The sequence below is a fragment of the Vibrio sp. QJM3NY_15 genome (assembly GCF_057785995.1).
This window is the reverse complement of sequence record NZ_CM173517.1, coordinates 743,519-760,193: the sequence shown is the minus strand read 5'-3', so window position 1 is coordinate 760,193 and position 16,675 is coordinate 743,519. Positions and strand designations below refer to the sequence as shown.

The following is a 16,675-nucleotide window of genomic DNA, read 5'->3' as shown; positions in this document are numbered from 1 at the left end:
GAGGGTAGCAATGAGCTACCCTCTTTTATTTTCTGTATTCAGATGTTCAGGAGCTAGTCTGTCGTATCACTCACTATTAAGTTAAAGCCAGTTCCCATCGAATCATCAATCGCCACCACTTGATACACAACACCGTTAGCCAAAGTTGCAGGCGCAGAATCAATCGCAACAGTAGATGGGTCACCTGCGACTGTGATCGTCACAAAATAAGAGCCCGCAGCTACATAAATGCCATTCGCGTAATCTTTAAATTTCACATCACTCAGCGCAGGAGTGCTTCCAGAGATTCCTACGTTCTCAGTTAAGTAAATATCAACCGAAGCTGCAACTGGGTTTGCCGCCGCATGGGTGATGTTCAACACTGCGCTGGTCGCAACCGAACGACGGTTTTCAGGAATGACAAGTGCTTCCAAGTTCAATGGAGAGACAGTCCCCACTGCATAAATGCTGTAATCCATTCCGGCAAATACAGCCACCCCGTCGGCATCAATCAATGCATTAGTTGTTGTACCATCTGCAAATATATCAATGTCATAGCTTCCGACAGCCAAATCGATAAACCCTCGGATCTCCTTGAACATCAAATCAGCTAAAGGCGCAAAAGCCGAACCATTTACAAATGGGTCTACATCAGGAGCACCATCAACTAAATGCCCTACTCTTACTTCAGCAGTTTCTGCCATATCGTAGATTAAAGATGAACCCGAACCATCCATTACCATCAATTTAACAGGTGAAGCACCATTAGAATCTGCTCTTGGTACGGCTGCAATGGTCAGCTCGCTACCAGCAGGGAGAGTGATCTCTCCTGAATCAAACGCAATAGCACTACCGCTTACTGTTTCAAGTCTCACACGATATTGACCAGCTGGAATATTGAGCACATCGGTAAAATCTTTATAAGCCAACGTTCCCAACGGTGCACCCAATGGATCACTTGGACCTGTGACATACAAGTTTACATCGCCGACACCTGTTGCCGCATGGACTACTTGCACATCTAGGCTTGAACTTGTTGCCGTTCCCTCAGCAGGGCGTGTAACCACTAAAGCCTCTACAGGGTTATTAGAACCATCGGCATCACCAACCACCATGACGGTGTAATCTAGATCACCGCTCAAATCGAATTGGCTTTGAGGGATCACCGTAGCAACAGCGTCACCAGGAAGTTGCACGTCGACTTGTACTGATGTCTGCCCCTGGTTAACAGAAGCGTATCCAGACGCCTGAGCATAATCAACGCCAGTCCAACGAGCCTGACTATTTACAATAACATTAGCTAAGGGCGCATCGGGTGATGCGTGCACGGCTTGCAGTTGTGTCGTTGGTTCATCGTCGTCATCACACCCAACAATGAACAGCGCTGTAATTGCTACCGCTAATAATGGTGAATATTTCATCGGTCTTCTCTCCAAAAAAAATAAGACCAGTTCGTCACACAAAAAGATAAGCTCAGTAAAAATCTTTAAACACTCTCTCGGTATTTAGTGCAGTGAACTGTCTCAAATATATCTGTAGTTTGAAAAGTAATGAGGCTCGAATTCCAGATTACTCATCACATGAGTTGTTCATCAATTGATTCCAACACCATTACGAAGTTGGTCAAAAATAGATCAAACACAGAATGGAGGGTGATTTGAATTAGTCACTTTTCAGCGCGAAAGCCTTGGAAAGGAATACTGTTGATTTTGATATGCATGTCACTCTATTCAGTAGAATCGTTTGCTTAGGACAGTAATTCACCAATTTATCCATAAAATAATCGAATTTCACAAAATCAATAGAATTAGTGGTGCATCAAGATGCATTGCCATCTTAAAGTTCCATCATTTAGATCATTAGTGTGATCAAGTTCACCTTAATAATTGCAATTTTCATCGCGTCTCACTTTTATTTGAGAACAAAATCGCTATTATGCTCGGCATTCGGACATCATAAACACGCACGGATTAGCGGGTTATTCATTTTTAACATAGAGAGTTCCATTATGCGTAAATCACTTTTAACTCTTGGCCTACTTGCAGCAACATCTGCTCCAGTAATGGCAGCGGATTATTCTGACGGCGACATTCACAAGAACGATTACAAATGGCTTCAATTTAACCTTATGGGTGCAATTGACGAGCTTCCAGGTGAATCAACTCATGATTACCTAGAAATGGAATTCGGCGGCCGCTCTGGTATCTTCGATCTTTACGGTTACGTTGATGTGTTCAACCTAACTTCTGATCCTGGCAGCGACAAAGCTGACGCTGACTCAAAAATCTTTATGAAGTTTGCTCCACGTATGTCTCTAGATGGCCTGACTGGTAAAGATCTTTCTTTCGGTCCAGTTCAAGAGCTATACGTTGCTACTCTTATGGAGTGGGATGGTTCAAACGGTGGTGTAAACACTCAAAAAGTGGGTCTTGGTTCTGATGTAATGGTTCCTTGGTTCGGTAAAATGGGACTAAACCTTTACGGTACATACGATTCAAACAAGAAAGACTGGAACGGTTACCAAGTTTCTATGAACTGGTTTAAACCTTTCTACTTCTTCGAGAACGGTTCGTTTATTTCTTATCAAGGTTACATCGATTACCAATTTGGTATGGATAACGACTTCGGTGCACTTAACACTACTAACGGTGGTGCTATGTTCAACGGTATCTACTGGCACTCAGACCGCTTCGCGGTTGGTTACGGTCTAAAAGGTTACAAAGACGTATACGGTCTTAAAGACGACGGCCTAGCAGGCAAAACTACTGGTTTCGGTCACTACGTTGCAGTAACTTACAAGTTCTAATAGAACTTCTAAGAAAGTTTCCAAAATGGCACCCTCGGGTGCCATTTTTTATTGCTTTCATTTAATGCCTCGTTATCCTTGCAGCATCACTTTCTTATCTCGGTATTGCTGTGAACATCTCAATTATTGGGCCTGGAGCTATCGGCTCTTTGTGGGCTATCAAACTCTCTCAAGCGGGTCATAATGTGTCTTTGTGGAGTCGCTCCACTGATAACTCAATTGACGTATCGCTTGATGGACAAGCTTCACTTTCCTTCAGTAACAACAATATCGAGAAGCTATCAGAAAGTGACCTAGTGATCTTCACGGTCAAAGCTTGGCAAGTAGAAGAAGCCACCACTCCACTGCTTCAACACCTAGACCCTGACACCATTCTTATGTTCATGCACAATGGAATGGGCGCGGTCGACCATATAGAGACTCAAATTGATGCTCACCCAGTAGTATTGGCGACCACCACCCAAGCGGCATTCAAACCCAATCGCAACAATGTATCCCACACAGGAATCGGCCAAACTCAATTGGGTGCTTTTAACCTCAAGGGCCAACAGTGCACTTTTTTAGTTGATGTGTTGGAGCATGCCTTACCTGCTGTAAGTTGGAATCCAGAAATAAAAACCGCACTCTGGACTAAGCTCGCCATCAATTGTGCCATAAACCCACTGACTGGGTTGGAACAAATCAAAAACGGAGAGCTTGCTGACAAAAGATTTAGCGAAGCTCTGAGTTCTATAATTAAAGAACTCACGCAAGTGATGCAGGCTGAAGGTATTACTTGTTCATTTGACGAATTAGAGACAAGCGTCAACAAGGTTATTCAAGCGACAGCAAAGAACAATTCCTCAATGAAGCAAGATGTGTTTTACCAACGAAAGACAGAGATCGACTTCATTACCGGACACCTAATAAAAACCGCGCGTAAGCATCAGATAGAAGTTCCGGTTAACCAAAAGCTCTTCGATCAGGTTAAAGAACGAGAAAATAGCTGGAATCATCAAGATTAGTCAGCAACGGTTAACAAGTCGCGATAAAATAACGATACTGATCAGCATGACGCTGGCACCAATTTCCAAGATTTAGGTAAGAATAGATGCTTGATATCAATCACATCCGAGAGCAGTTTCCTGCGCTATCACAAACCATCAACCAACAACCGTTGATTTACTTAGACAGCGCGGCAACGACACAAAAACCTCAGGTGGTTATTGATGCCATTAGCCAATATTACTCCAAGCAAAATGCCAACGTTCACCGTGGCAGTCATAGCTTAACAGCGAACGCGACCAGTCAATTTGAAGCAGCCAGAGACAAGGTCGCTCAGTTTATTGGCGCGACATCGTCAAAAGAGATTATTTGGACTCGCGGTGCAACCGAAGCACTTAACCTGATCGCACAAACTTACGCAAGAAGTACCCTTCAACCTGGCGATGAGATCTTAGTCAGTGAAATGGAACACCACGCCAACATCGTGCCTTGGCAAATTGTGGCTGAACAAACCGGTGCTAAAGTCATCAAGGTGCCAATGACACCAGACTGCGAATTCGACCTTGATGCCTTCGATGCTCTATTAACTGAACGAACTAAAATTGTTGCTCTGGCTCAGATAACCAATGTCACTGGCACTCTCCAACCGATTGAGCAAGTGATCGAGAAAGCCCATAAGATGGATGCCATTGTTGTGGTCGATGGCGCGCAAGGTATTGTTCATGAGCCAGTAGATGTTGCCACTTTGGGTGCGGATTTCTACGTATTCTCTGGGCACAAACTCTATGCTCCTGCAGGTATTGGCGTGCTTTACGGCAAGCTTGAATTGCTCGAGGCGATGCCACCTTGGCATGGTGGTGGCAAAATGGTTGAGCGTGTCTCTTTTTCTGGTACTACCTTTTCTGAACTTCCAGGCAAATTTGAAGCGGGTACACCCAATGTCGCTGGTGCTATTGCATTAAGCACAGCAATAGAGTGGTTACATCAGTTTGACCAACAAGATGTCGAAGAGCATATCCACCAGCTACAACAGAAAACCTATCAAGCACTCAACCAGTTGGATGACATCCAGATCCTTGGTTACAAGCCAAATTCTAGTGTGATTACGTTTGTAATGGATGGCGTTCACCATCAAGACATTGCGACGTTATTGGATCAACAAGGTATTGCCGTTCGTGCTGGTCATCATTGTGCACACCCATTAATGGATGCGCTCAACGTAAAAGGAACCGTGCGAATCTCTTTTGGTATTTATAACAATCTAGATGATGTTGAAAAGCTCGTAGCGGCGATAGAAAAAGCCGTTGATATGCTGTAGCTAGTAGCTAGTAGCTAGTAGCTAGTAGCTAGTAGCTAGATTATGTAGGGTTGGCGTTTAGCGTCAACCCTTTTTGTTTCTGTGTATATAAGAAATGTTAAGCACTTAGCTCTTGAATTTGAGCAACAATCGCCTTTAATCCATTGCCGCGAGATGGGCTTAGATGAGTAATTAAACCGATTTGTTCAAAGTATCCATCGATATCGAACGCTTGAATCTGCTCTGATGTTTTACCGTCATACGCGGCCATCACTAAAGCAATAAGACCGCGAACGATGCGAGCATCAGAATCAGCACAAAAGTGCCAAGCTCCACCGATGTTCTGAGAAACCAACCACACTTGGCTTTCGCAGCCAGAGACAACCACCTGCTCACTTTTCAGTTCATCAGGCATAGTTGGCAGTTTCTTACCCCATTGAATCACTTGGCGATAACGGTCTTCCCAGCCGCTGAATGTCTGCATCTTCGAGACAATATCATCACTGGTAATTTCAGTGCCGAATGGAGAGCTTGGGAATGTGGTCATTTTAATATCCAGTCGATTATTAATTGAATAGAAGACGTTACTTAGTATGCTTTTGAACGATCTTTTCTACGATACGTGAAACCGCCACAAAACCAAACGTAGCCGTGACAACCGTTGCCGCACCAAAACCCGTCGCACAATCCATACGCTTTGGACCTTCTGCGGTTGCTTTCGCAGCACATACACTTCCGTCAGCTTGAGGGTATTTAAGTTGCTCAGTAGAGAACACACAATCGATACCAAACTTACGTGCTGGGTTCTTAGGGAAATTATGATGACGACGTAATGTGTCTTTCAATTTCTTCGCGAGTGGATCTTGAATCGTCTTAGTCAGATCAGCCACTTTGATTTGAGTCGGGTCGACTTGCCCACCCGCGCCACCCGTGGTGATCACTTTGATTTTATTGCTACGACAATACGCCAACAACGAAGCCTTAGCTTTCATGCTATCAATCGCATCGAGAACAAAATCGAACTCTTTAGACAGGTATTCAGCCTGATTGTCAGGACCAATAAAGTCATCAATCAGGTTCACTTTACACTCAGGGTTAATCAGCTTAACGCGCTCAGCCATCACTTCAATTTTGCTCTTGCCAACCGTACCCGACATAGCGTGGATTTGACGGTTGATGTTAGTCACGCACACGTCATCCATATCGATCAACGTCAGCTCACCTAAACCAGTACGAGCAAGCGCTTCAACAGCCCATGAACCCACGCCACCAATACCGATAACACACACGTGTGCGGCTCTAAGTATATCGACTTCACTATTGCCATACAGGCGACGAGTGCCACCAAATCGTTGGTCATAGTTTTCTGAAGCTGGAGTGGTCAATTCACGCATTGTTGCCGCCAATTTATTTCTGAGAAAAAGAAAAGAGTGCGTTTTATACGCACTCTTGAATAAAAAGTCTAGGGGATTAGCGATTCGCTTTCAATGCCCAATTTTATTGTCGTTTACTCGACCTTCTCAGGAGGTAAAGCCCAAGGCGCTTCGGTTGCGCTACCGTCTAAACCAAGCTTCCACACTCGACCAAAATGTTTGTAATGACCCGCTTCAGTACCCGCTCTTGGTCCCATACCGTGGTAGAGGTCTAAGTGGTTCTGCTTAACTGCACCACCGGTATCCAAAACCAATAGCAGTCTTAGTTGGTGCGCGCCGCTCCAAGTACCATCAGCATTCAGTAAGGGAACCTCAGCAAGGATAGGTGTACCCATCGGGAGAATAGAACGATCACCTGCAACCGCCGCCATTGGTAACAATGGAATGCCTGCGCTGCCCATTACCGATAAATCTTCTCTAGAGCTAAAGAAAACAAAAGAAGGGTTTTGCTCAAGCAGCTCTTTTACCACTGAAGGCTCATTCGCCAACACCCACTCTTTAATGGCTTTTAATGACATTTTTTCGCGTGGAACTAAGCCTCGATCAATCAATACACGGCCAATGCTCACATAAGCTTTGTTATTCTTACCCGCATACGCGAAATATTTAAGCGTGTCGTCGTCACCAAAATGCACAAAGCCGCTGCCCTGAACTTCCATCATAAACGGGTCGATACGGTTTGCAGCGTAACCTAACTCCAAGCCTTGGCCTTCTAATGCACCGTTGTAGATCTCTTCGCGAGTCGGACAATCTTTATCACAATCAGGAAGTCCATAAACAGGGAATCTGTATTCTTCATTCGCTTCATGGCGCAGCTCCATCACAGGAGAAAAGTAGCCCGTGAACAAAACATTGCCTTGCTTATCGCCACCACCCAATTGAGCGGTTTGAACACCGAAGTTAGCTAGCTCGCTCGGATCACCACTTTGCATCGCCCACTCATTAAGTTGCTGATAAAGCGGTTCATAGATTTTTGCCATCGAAGGGGATTTAGAAACCACCATCTCAGCTTGTTCTGAAAATGCGGTGTAGTCTCTTGGTTTGTTCGATTCAACTTGATCGACCTTATTTAAGGTACGGGGAAATTCATCATCAAGGTGTTGTTGAGCACGATCGGTTGGTTGAGCACAGCCAAATAGTAAAGAGGCGGCAACAAGGGGAAGCCATTTTTTAATCACAAGAGTCATCCTAAAAATTCTATGCATCGAGGATGACAAAAACGGTCAGATAACACAATCTTAGATTGTAAGAGTTTACAGTAAGATAACCTATCGAACGGAATTATCGATATAGCCTTTGAGGCGAAAGACTGGGTTGTAGTGCCCATCTGAATCGAGCACCATTTCTGTATGATCAGCTTTGGTCATGCGGAAGCGATACGTTTTATCCCCCGCCTTATATTCAAAGTAGTTACCATCGAACTCAAAGTTAGTCGAAATGACTGAACCACCGATTGAGACACCGTTGGCATTTAGTACAAATTCATCTGTCGCATAATGAGCAACATCTTGTTCGACCCAAGTGCCATACAGCAAGTGATCGGGGGTTGCTGCATCTTGCACTCGATTAATAACATCACCAAAAAGAGACACCACCGCAAACGTACCGACCATAGCTAATGCCATTAGGCTGCGTTCAATGATCTTACGCTTCAATTTAGATTGGTTGCGTTGCTCAGCTTCACTGTAGAGGCCTTTGGTTATCTCATCGATCTTGTTCTTTCTTGCTGGAGCTTGTTGCATTCGGTGACTACTCATAAAGATGCTATGCGCATTCTACACTGAGACAGTTTATATAATGAACCCTAGATGAGAATAGTTTGCGCTTTATTCCAAAAAATGTGTTGCTCAATTTTGAATTTAAATGCTAAATTAACGAATAAATAAACACAATTGGACTTGTTCTGTGAAATTAAGAAGTACAGCGCTAGTAAAAGGTTTCAGACAATCAACCCCTTACGTGAATGCTCACCGTGGCAAAACCATGGTAATTATGCTGGGAGGCGAAGCCGTTGCCGATAGAAATTTTGGTAACATTATTAGTGATATTGCCTTACTCCACAGCCTTGGGGTCAAGATTGTTCTTGTTCATGGGGCAAGACCGCAGATCAACCAACTGTTAGCAAAGCAAGATTGCCATACGCCTTATCACAAGAATATTAGGGTCACCGATGAATATTCTCTGGGTGTTGCGATGCAGGCTGCTGGCCAATTACAGCTAGCCATCACAGCTCGACTCTCAATGAGCCTGAACAACACCCCAATGGCGGGCACTCAACTGAATGTTATGAGTGGCAATTTTATTACCGCTCAACCGCTAGGTGTCGATGATGGTACAGATTACTGTCACAGCGGGCGTATTCGTCGAATCGATATTGAAGGGATCAATCGTACACTCGCCCAAGGCTCCATCGTCCTACTTGGCCCTATTGCCAGCTCGGTAACAGGTGAAAGCTTTAACCTGCTTTCTGAAGAGGTCGCAACTCAAGTGGCCATTCGTTTAAAGGCCGATAAGTTGATTGGCTTTTGCTCGGAGCAAGGGGTAACGGATCAAAACGGTAATGTACTTGCCGAACTTTTCCCTAAAGACGCCAAGCAAATTCTAGAACGCTTAACTCAATCTCAAAATCCAGCTGAAGACATGAGTACAGGGACACTTCGATTCTTGAAAGGCGCGATCTCAGCGTGTCGTGCTGGTGTAGCTCGCTGTCACTTAATCAGCTACAAAGTGGATGGCGCATTAATCCAAGAGCTGTTCTCTTTCGACGGTATTGGAACCCAAGTGGTCATGGCGAGTGCTGAGCAAGTCAGACAAGCTCAGATCGATGACATCGGTGGTATCTTTGACCTAATTCGCCCTCTTGAAGAACAAGGTATTCTCGTTCGTCGCTCAAGAGAGCAGCTAGAACAAGAAGTGCATCGTTTTACCATTATCGAAAAAGACGGTCTGATTATTGGTTGCGCTGCACTATACGCTTACCCGGAAGATCACATGGCAGAAATGGCCTGTGTTGCTATCCACCCTGACTACCGCGATGGAAACCGTGGGCAATTATTGCTGGATTACATGCGTCATCAATCCAAGTCGCGTGACATCGACCAAATATTTGTTCTTACCACACACAGCCTTCATTGGTTCCGCGAACAGGGGTTTTACGAGATAGGTGTTGATGAATTGCCAATGGAAAAACAGGGGCTATACAACTACCAAAGAAACTCGAAGATCTTAGCGTTGAACGTGTAAATAAAGTTTTGGACTAAAATCTCACTTTGATCGTAAATTAATTGCAAATGTAATCGTTTACCATGTGGGTTTTATCAAATATGCACTTTCACTCACACGGATTATTGTATAGAATTTAAGCGCTTTAATAATATTAACAAATGTTTTTATAGGAATTGCCATCTCGATAGTCATATCGAACTCATTGAGATGGTAACTGCACGGATTGCTATACCCGTTAACGGTCAGCACGCTAGCAGTAGCTCTGCTCGTTAGTATAAACAGCAAAAAGAGCAACATTGATATGAGAACCATTGTTTGTAACTCGCTGCAAAGTTTTTGGGATATGGCTGATAACCAATTCTTAGAAGGGCTAGACGTACACTGCGTGTTCCCTGTGAGCGAGAACCTAAAAGAGTTTATTTTGAATTGCCAAGCAAAATACAAGATAAACCATATATCGTTTACTCGAGCGTTTTTAGGCACGGATTCCTAATCACGTTCAGAGCAACCAGGGATGGTTGCTTTGTGTATACGATTTACCCTGCCATTTCCTAGCTTTACTTCCAACAACACCTTCGCTAAAACTACTGACTGTTAGCTGGTTAAGCGACTTCCTAAACCACTCACTCGCTCTGTTTTCACCTTAATACCACGCTTCAATACATTCGTATCACTGAACATCATCAGTCGTTTCTTAGCACGTGTAATACCCGTATAGATAAGTTCTCGCGTTAGAATTGGGCTGAAATCAGGCGGTAAGATCATCAAAGTCAGATCAAATTCACTACCTTGAGATTTGTGTATCGTCATCGCATAAGCCGTTTCATGATCAGGTACTCGACTTGGTAGTACGGCTTTTACACTGCCATCGGGTAATTCAAAATATACCTTTAATCGAGGGGCTGAGTTATCGTCAGTTGAAGAAGAGCTACTTGCATCAGCCTCAAGCATACAGATACCAATATCACCATTGTATAAGCCCAAGCCATGATCATTGCGCGTTACCATCACTGGTCGCCCGTGATACCAGAGTTCATCATTGTGCGGATTCACCAAACGTCTTGCGGCAAGTGCCCTTTCGATTCTGTGGTTGAGGCCTTTAACACCAAAGTCACCTTCACGAATGGAACACAGCAATCGACACTGGCTGAACAAATCGAGAACCGATTTCGCTCTCGCTTCTTGAGTTTCTAATTCTTCTAGCGGCACATTCATTCGATTGAGATACGCACCATACTCATTAACCAAAGTTCGCAGCATCAAGTTATAGCTGTCACTCGACAAGGGATGATTTTCGATATCCTCAAACCCTTTCGCAAACACTTGATCGACCTGATTAGCAGAGCCGTTATTGATCGCTTTTGCCAACTGTCCGATACCTGAACGCGCATCAAAACGGTAACTCTTCTGCAGCATACACAAGCTATCTGCAATCGCAGGAGGGTTAACCGATCCAGCTTTGACTTGTCTTGGTTTAGCTATCGCGTCAAAGCCTGTCATTTCCGCAATCAAGTTACCTTGAGCTGTGCTGTAGCCTGTTGAATTAAACGAGCAGATATCCCCCAACACCGCACCGGCCTCTACTGAAGCGAGTTGGTCTTTATCACCCAATAAGATAAGCCTTGCGTGCTCAGGGAGTGCATCCACCAGCTTATACATCATGGATAAGTCGACCATTGATGCTTCATCCACCACCAAGATATCAAGGTGAAGTGGATTGCGTCGGCTGTGTCTAAACTCAGATCGATTAGGAATCGCGCCGAGCAGTCTGTGCAAGGTACTCGATTCCGTCGGTATGTTGGCCTTCACTTCAGGTGATAAAGGCAGTTGTTCAATCGCTTTACCAATCGACTCGGTTAAACGTGCTGCCGCTTTACCTGTCGGTGCCACCAGCTTGATCGTCGGTGTTTTATCTTGGCTGAGTGATTGCTCGACCATCGCCGACAGTAACTTAGTTACCGTGGTTGTTTTACCGGTACCCGGCCCACCAGAAATAACCGCAAAGCGACGACTTAACGCCACCGCTGCCGCTACTTTTTGCCAGTTCAAACAGACAGATAACGGCACTAGACTATCCAGCACATCTAAATCGGTCACTTGTTTGGCTTGAACAATCGCTTGATCGATAGAACCCCAATCCAAAGCCTGTTCATCGACGATATCAAGATGATCACACACCAGCTGTTGGCGTAATACCTGAGACGTTTGTTGGTTTGCTTCAGCCTTGGCTAAGGCGTTAAACAGGAAGTGATAACTACGGGCAAAAAGCTGATTGAGCGTTTCAGTCAGTGCTTTTTTCTGCTCAATATTGAACTCTACTGGCTTACTTAAACGGTTTAGAGTTTCAGCCAACACAACTTCGTAGTTCCAATAACGCTGTAAGTAGACACGCTGTCCATCAAACATCAGCGGCTTAACGCAGTCATTCGTTGTTCCAACTAGGTTAGATGATTGCAGAACAGTCACCCAATCAATACCCAACAGTTTTTGGTTCAATTGCAGTGCCGTTTCACCGTACAAACCAAGCAACTGGCCTAGATCTGTCGTTAGTTCAGGGCCTACCGTTTGAGCTTGTATAAGCTGAGTACAAATGTGCCCCTTGCCTAATTCATGGCTCACCACCCCAGCGAGAAAGCCGATCTCTTGAGAATGACTCGTCGCTTGCTGAGCAATAAAACGAGCAAACTGATAATCCAGCTGACGAATTGAACCTTTGTCCGCTAGGAACTTTAATACATCCAGAAGCTGCTCAGGGATAAGTGAAGCAGGCTTAACAGAATTCGCTGTTTCTATGATGGTATTAGTGGTCGTTGTCATTATAGAAGCCCCATCTGTCCAGTTTCATTGTCATTCAATTGTGCTGAACGTCTGTCTATCACTTTACCGTCAATCAATTGATCCATTTCATCGAGCAGAGCCAATGTGGGTTTAGCCGAGAAAATACCTTGTTGAGATTGGCCGTCCATTCCTCTTAAAAACAAGTAATAAACCCCACCAAAATGTTGTTCATAACTGTAATCCGCAACGCGGCTGCGTAAGAAGCGGTGCAATGCCAACGCATAGATTTGATATTGCAGATCGTAGCGGTGGTCTGCCATCGCCGATTTTAATGCTTCACCATGGTAAACGGCAACATCATCACCTAAATGGTTCGATTTCCAGTCGAGCACATAGTATTTACCTTGATGTTCGAACACCAAATCGATGAAGCCTTTCAGCATGCCTTGCACGGTTTGGAAGCCTAAGTCACCCGCTTTGGCCGATAACGGATCGTGATATTGAATGGTTTGATTGAGCTCAGATGCGGCCAACACTTCGATAGGCAACAAGAACTCCATTTCGACTAATCGTTGAGTCGAGTCTTTCTCACTTAGCTTTAGATTTTTGCCATCCAACGCGGTGTTCAGCACCGTATCGACCAGTTGTTGAAGCACTGGTAACCACTCTACTTCGTATTGCTCCGACTCTAATAAGTGAGTGATTACTTGCGTGTTATGTTCACTGGTTGCTGGCTCAGTAAACTCAACATCCTCAAACAAGGTGTGCAAGAAAGTACCAGGGCGGGCACCGCGAGGGAACGTGAATATAGAACGTTCAGGTTCAATCAATTCCGACTCATCGTGTTCATCAGCCGAATCAATATCGAAGCCAGACACCTCAATCGTGGCATCATGGCTCGCGCCGTGACTGCCTTGTTTTACTAACCCCGAGTAACTGGTGATTCGCCAAGCTCGGTCAATTGAAGCCTTCAGTTCACTAGCATGTAAGTCTTCACTCACTTGCTCTGTTTGCACAAAAACGTGTTCGTGAGCGGTTGGTGTTTCAGACAGCAATACGCTTGAATTCTTACCCTCAATCGCTGACAAAGCTTGATTCAACTCAGCAATGCCTTGCTCTTGTCCGTTTTGAATCAAGTAGCCCATAGCACTTAAGTGAACGCCGGTCGGCTCTTTGGTTGAGCGCCCTTTACGTAAAGGAGCCATACCAATAAAACAGCCATAAACCGCACGAGTCAGCGCTACATAAATCAAGCGTAAGTCTTCTGCCAATCGCTCTTTATCGGCTTGCGCTAAAGCACTGTCGCTACCCGTAATATCAAGCACTGTGGTATCTGATTCATGGTCGTAGAACTTACCTTCACTCGCTTCACGATAACTCGCCACGAACGGCAGGAATACTAGGTCATATTCCAAACCTTTCGATTTATGAATAGTGACGATTTGAACTAAGTTTCTCTCTGATTCAAGGCGTTGAATGTCGTCTTCACTGCCACCTAAACCATTTTGCGCATCAGATATCGCTTCTGCTAGCCAACGTAACAAGCCATAGTCGCTGTCGAGCTCCTGCCTAGCTTGTTGCAGCAATTCGCCAATATGCATCAAATCAGTGAGTGAGCGCTCACCATTTTCTTCTTCTAGTAAGCGTTCCGCGAGGTGTCTTTTACTGATCACGCTGCGAAGCATTGGTAATACGCCGCGCTGTAGCCACAACTTACGATATTCTCGGAATTCGTTAACGACGTTTTCCCACACCACTTCATCGTTATTGAGTTCATCCAATGATGCCGCATCCAGAGCAAATAATTCCGACGCCAAACTAGCGCGCAATGCACGGTCGTTTTCAGGCGTCAACACCGCTTGTAACAGGCGTTGAATATCTTGCGCGACCAAACTGGTGAATACACTGTCTCGGTTAGATAAGTACACGCTCGCAATGCCTTGTTCCGACAGCGCGTTCTTGATCAGACGACCTTCACTACCGGTTCTAACCAAGACAGCAATATCACCTGCATTCACGGCATGTTGTTTTTTACCGTTATCAAAATAGGCTTGCTGGTTTTGAGAAGCGGTCAGAATGGTTTGAATTTGACTCGCAGTCGCCTCAGCCATGGCCTTGTGATATTCGCCTTTCGGTAAGGGCTTTTCTTCCGCCTCTTGCAGCCAAAAGGTGAGCGCGTGCTGAGTTTCACCATTCATTACCCATTGGCGTTTGTCGGCCGATGGGCTGGCTGCTACGGGCAAAAATGGAATGTCTTGGTCGTAGATAAACGGGCTATCCGAATTCATAAACACTTGGTTTACTGCGCTGACCATATCAGCACTCGAACGCCAGTTGGTGCCTAACGTGTAGTGAGCACTAACTTGGTTTCTTGCCTTGATATAAGTAAAGATATCTGCACCGCGGAAACCATAGATAGCCTGCTTAGGGTCACCGATCATAAACAGGCCACATTGCGGATTGTCTAAATAGATTCGACTAAAAATACTGTATTGCAGCGGATCGGTATCTTGGAATTCATCGATCATCGCCACTGGGTATAAGGTTCGAATTCTCTCCACCAGCAAGGATTGCTCATCCACATCGATTGACGCGGATAATTGAGTCAGCAAATCATCAAACGATAACCACTGCTTTTGTTGTTTAGCTTTGGCTAACATGGTTCGACAATGAGTAATAGCATGTGCCAACAAGGGGGCTTTCAGGTCTGCAGGAGAGTTTAAGAAGTCCTCAATAGCTTCGAAAACGGCGTGCTGAGGTGCAGTGCCTTTTGGTGTTTTCTCGATTAATGTTGCTTGTGAGAACTTCTCTAGTTTATCTGGAAACTGGTAATCATGGGTGTCGCTCTGCGCCCATGCTGTTACCGCTTCTAACCAAGTCGGCAAAGACTTCTTGGTATAGCTGCGCTTGTTCACATCTGAACCTGAGATCAAGGCAAGAAAGTCCGCTTCGGATTCGCACCACAATGCCTTAAGTTGCTTCACTTTATCTAGGTTTTGATTGTGCAGTGTTTGTAAGTCACCCGACATTGCTTCCACGGTTAGCTTTAGTGGAGAACCCGTTAAATAGCGATTTACGTCAGCCAATAGAGAAGCGGGAGAACCCCAGATATTACGAACCTCACCTGCTAATTGAATTGGCAATGGGTAGAACTGTTTACGCCAATAATCGGCAACCACTTGTGCTTTCAGATGGCTTTCATCGGTCACAAATTCATTATCAAAACGGCTCCCAGACTCAAAGGCATTTTGGGTCAACATTCGCTGACAGAAACCATGAATGGTATATACAGCGGCCTCATCCATTTGTCTTTCAGCATTGAGCAGAGTTTTCGCCGCACCAGCATGATCATCGATCGCTTGCAACAAAGGAGCAATCACTGGGTCGTCACTTTGCCCACGTGCAAACGCAATCCGTGCATCATGGATTCGCGCACGGATACGATCTCGCAGCTCTGCCGTTGCCGCTTCAGTAAAGGTCACCACCAAGATTTGGTCTACGGTTAGAGGCTCATGGTGTCGAGTGGCTTCAGTCAGATCACCTTGTGGAGCGGCCGTGCCGTGCCCGAGCAGTAGGCGCAAGTACAAGCCAGCGATGGTAAATGTTTTACCAGTACCCGCTGATGCTTCAATTAAACGCGCGCCATGAAGTGGAAACGTCATGGTATCGAGTGTCTGTGGAGCGATTACCTGAACACTGCTTGTGGTCGTCATGCCTTACTGCCTTCTGATAAATGTGTTGTTACAAATGTGACCTAGCGTGGAAAACGTCATTCAATTTACGTCCTACGCTAATTTGTTAATAGTTAGTGCGATCTCTCTCACGGAACAATTCAGATCGCCTCGCTACTATGCGCCCACGAGTTCAGGAGCGCGTACGAGTTTTGTACTTTCCGGCGTTACTTTGAACCACAGAATAATGGTCCCTCTGACCTGTGGCCGTACAGCGAACGCCCTACACTAATAATGATTTACTGGCGGCCACTTTATTTCCTGTACCTTGACTTTCCGCAAGTCACTATCTATCGCTTTTACTAAGCTTATACCTCGATTATCTCTAACCTTTTGATAAGCCAAGCACTCCAAATTTACATCTAACTCTTTATTTTCCATGCCTTTATTCAAGCACATCTCTTTGACGTTAGTATCATTGGCGATCTTGCTGATCACTGTT

The 16,675-nt window shown here is 45.0% G+C and carries 12 protein-coding genes; 5 read left to right on the top strand and 7 right to left on the bottom strand.

The features are described 5' to 3' along the window. Positions 1 to 53 precede the first annotated feature (53 nt). A complete protein-coding gene (locus AC3CKG_RS03265; RefSeq protein ID WP_488528811.1) occupies positions 54 to 1,400 on the bottom strand; it encodes a DUF4397 domain-containing protein in 1,347 nt (448 codons plus the stop codon). A gap of 587 nt (positions 1,401 to 1,987) precedes the next feature. Here AC3CKG_RS03265 and AC3CKG_RS03260 point away from each other — a divergent pair. From AC3CKG_RS03260 to csdA, 3 genes are all read left to right on the top strand, one after another. Continuing rightward, entirely contained in the window at positions 1,988 to 2,785 is a 798-nt protein-coding gene (locus AC3CKG_RS03260) for a nucleoside-specific channel-forming Tsx family protein (RefSeq protein ID WP_029223456.1), read from the top strand. Positions 2,786 to 2,895: 110 nt separating this feature from the next. Further along, positions 2,896 to 3,789, top strand: a complete 894-nt coding sequence (panE, locus tag AC3CKG_RS03255; protein WP_488528810.1) for a 2-dehydropantoate 2-reductase — start codon at positions 2,896 to 2,898, stop codon at positions 3,787 to 3,789. A gap of 86 nt (positions 3,790 to 3,875) precedes the next feature. After that, positions 3,876 to 5,087: a cysteine desulfurase CsdA gene (gene csdA / locus AC3CKG_RS03250; RefSeq protein ID WP_488528809.1), complete on the top strand. Its 1,212-nt coding sequence runs from the start codon at positions 3,876 to 3,878 to the stop codon at positions 5,085 to 5,087. Between the two features lie 97 nt (positions 5,088 to 5,184). On the opposite strand, the gene csdE is transcribed toward csdA, so the two are convergent. From csdE to AC3CKG_RS03230, 4 genes are all read right to left on the bottom strand, one after another. After that, positions 5,185 to 5,613 carry a cysteine desulfurase sulfur acceptor subunit CsdE gene (gene csdE / locus AC3CKG_RS03245; protein WP_488528808.1) on the bottom strand — a complete coding sequence of 143 codons (429 nt, stop codon included), beginning with the start codon at positions 5,611 to 5,613 and terminating at the stop codon, positions 5,185 to 5,187. A 37-nt stretch (positions 5,614 to 5,650) separates the two neighbouring features. After that, the gene (gene tcdA / locus AC3CKG_RS03240) at positions 5,651 to 6,460 is read right to left on the bottom strand and encodes a tRNA cyclic N6-threonylcarbamoyladenosine(37) synthase TcdA (protein ID WP_016768337.1); all 810 of its coding nucleotides are present in this window, start codon (positions 6,458 to 6,460) and stop codon (positions 5,651 to 5,653) included. A gap of 113 nt (positions 6,461 to 6,573) precedes the next feature. Further along, complete coding sequence (gene mltA, locus AC3CKG_RS03235; RefSeq protein ID WP_065113483.1) at positions 6,574 to 7,686, bottom strand: murein transglycosylase A; 1,113 nt, start codon at positions 7,684 to 7,686, stop codon at positions 6,574 to 6,576. An 81-nt stretch (positions 7,687 to 7,767) separates the two neighbouring features. Continuing rightward, positions 7,768 to 8,241 carry a DUF2850 domain-containing protein gene (locus tag AC3CKG_RS03230; RefSeq protein WP_488529223.1) on the bottom strand — a complete coding sequence of 158 codons (474 nt, stop codon included), beginning with the start codon at positions 8,239 to 8,241 and terminating at the stop codon, positions 7,768 to 7,770. 163 nt (positions 8,242 to 8,404) lie between these two features. On the opposite strand from AC3CKG_RS03230, the gene argA reads away from it, so the two are divergent. Both argA and AC3CKG_RS03220 read left to right on the top strand, forming a co-directional pair. Next, entirely contained in the window at positions 8,405 to 9,742 is a 1,338-nt protein-coding gene (gene argA, locus AC3CKG_RS03225) for an amino-acid N-acetyltransferase (protein WP_488528807.1), read from the top strand. 283 nt (positions 9,743 to 10,025) lie between these two features. After that, positions 10,026 to 10,217, top strand: coding sequence for a hypothetical protein (locus AC3CKG_RS03220; protein WP_008223046.1), 192 nt, complete (start codon positions 10,026 to 10,028; stop codon positions 10,215 to 10,217). A gap of 101 nt (positions 10,218 to 10,318) precedes the next feature. Here AC3CKG_RS03220 and recD read toward each other — a convergent pair whose 3' ends face one another. Next, positions 10,319 to 12,544: an exodeoxyribonuclease V subunit alpha gene (gene recD, locus AC3CKG_RS03215; protein WP_488529222.1), complete on the bottom strand. Its 2,226-nt coding sequence runs from the start codon at positions 12,542 to 12,544 to the stop codon at positions 10,319 to 10,321. Then, positions 12,541 to 16,215 carry an exodeoxyribonuclease V subunit beta gene (recB, locus tag AC3CKG_RS03210; protein WP_488528806.1) on the bottom strand — a complete coding sequence of 1,225 codons (3,675 nt, stop codon included), beginning with the start codon at positions 16,213 to 16,215 and terminating at the stop codon, positions 12,541 to 12,543. The genes recD and recB overlap by 4 nt, the downstream gene beginning before the upstream one ends. Between the last annotated feature and the right edge of the window lie 460 nt (positions 16,216 to 16,675).